Origin of the sequence: Nocardia ignorata NBRC 108230, assembly GCF_001612905.1 — a bacterium.
Lineage (GTDB): Bacteria > Actinomycetota > Actinomycetes > Mycobacteriales > Mycobacteriaceae > Nocardia > Nocardia ignorata.
In genome coordinates this window covers 1-1,310 of record NZ_BDBI01000067.1, presented here as the reverse complement: position 1 = coordinate 1,310, position 1,310 = coordinate 1, and the positions used below count along the sequence as shown (strand labels likewise).

The window sequence follows — 1,310 nt, the reverse complement described above, 5'->3', positions numbered from 1 at the left end:
TGAGGTTCCCCTGAAGTAGTGGACATCCGAGATGGCGGGACCATCGGTCCCTGGAAGGATGTTCACCATGCCTCGTCCGCGTCGATCGTATTCACCCGAGTACCGGGTCGAAGCCGCGCACCGAGTCATCGATTCCGGGCGGCCGGTCCGCGACATCGCCCGCGAACTCGATGTCCACGAGAACTTGCTCCATAAGTGGGTGCGTGAGGAACGCCGCCGCATGAGCGCTGCGGGCCAAACTGCAGCACGTGGCCCGGATAGTGCTGTCCGGCAAGAGCTTTCCTCGGACGAGAAGGCTGAGTTGGCGCGGTTGCGGGCCAAGGTCGCCGAGCAGGCCAAGGACATCGCGTTCCTGGAAAAAGCGTCGGCGTACTTTGCGGCAAAGCATCCAAAGTGAGCAGGTTCGAGCTCATGGCCGCGGAGTGCGCCGACCACGACGTGACCAGGATGGCGAAGCTACTCGACGTGTCGACCTCGGGCTACTACCGGCACCTGCAGGTCCGCGCAGCATCAGAGGTCTCGCCGCGGGTCCAGCGACGGCGCGACCTGGAGGTGAAGGTCCTCGCTCACCATCGCGCGTCGCACCGCACCTACGGTTCACCGCGGATCACGGCTGACCTGCGTGCTGAAGGTGAATCCGTCTCGGCCAACACCGTCGCCGCGATCATGGTCGACCTCGGAATCGAAGGGATCAGTCCACGCACGTTCAAGACCACCACCGTTACCGATCCGGCAGCGGCGTTCCCGCCCGATCTGGTCGGACGCCGCTTCGATCGCGGCAGACCGGACCTGGTCTGGTCTTCGGATATCACCTACCTGACCTGCGGTGAAGGCGACATGTTCCTCTGTGCGATCCGCGATGAACATTCCCGGCGAGTGCTGGGATGGCGCGTCGCCGATCACATGCGCGCCGAGCTGGTCATCGGCGCGGTCGATGACGCGGTGTTCGTGCGTGGTGGCCGGTGTCGGGGCGTGATCTTGCAGTCCGACCGCGGAACTCAGTACACCGCGCTGGCGACAGCTGCGGCCTGCGTCGGGCATGGGTTGCTGCGGTCGATGGGCGCGACCGGGATCTGCTGGGACAACGCCGGCTCGGAATCGCTGTGGTCGACTTTCAAACACGAATGCTATTACCGGCACAGCTTCGCTACGAAGTCCGAACTCGTTGCTGCAGTTGACAATTGGATGGTGTTCTACAATCATCGGCGGCGTCACTCGTCGATCGGGATGCGTTCACCAATCGATTACGAGTTCTCCCTCAAGACGGCCGCGCAAGCAAGCTAACCCCGTCCACTTTTTCAGGGGAACCC

The 1,310-nt window shown here is 63.3% G+C and carries 2 protein-coding genes; both read left to right on the top strand.

What is annotated here, in order from left to right; genetic code table 11:
- Nucleotides 1-67 precede the first annotated feature (67 nt).
- Complete coding sequence (locus tag NI2_RS32670) at nucleotides 68-397, top strand: transposase (RefSeq protein ID WP_067499162.1); 330 nt, start codon at nucleotides 68-70, stop codon at nucleotides 395-397.
- A 14-nt stretch (nucleotides 398-411) separates the two neighbouring features.
- Entirely contained in the window at nucleotides 412-1,284 is an 873-nt protein-coding gene (locus NI2_RS32665) for an IS3 family transposase (RefSeq protein WP_067499164.1), read from the top strand.
- The last annotated feature ends 26 nt before the right edge of the window (nucleotides 1,285-1,310 follow it).

Bases quoted from the DNA above. Each gene is read 5' to 3' on its own strand.
- NI2_RS32665 (WP_067499164.1), top strand. From the start codon at position 412: ATGGCCGCGGAGTGCGCCGACCACGACGTGACCAGGATGGCGAAGCTA.
- NI2_RS32670 (WP_067499162.1), top strand. From the start codon at position 68: ATGCCTCGTCCGCGTCGATCGTATTCACCCGAGTACCGGGTCGAAGCC.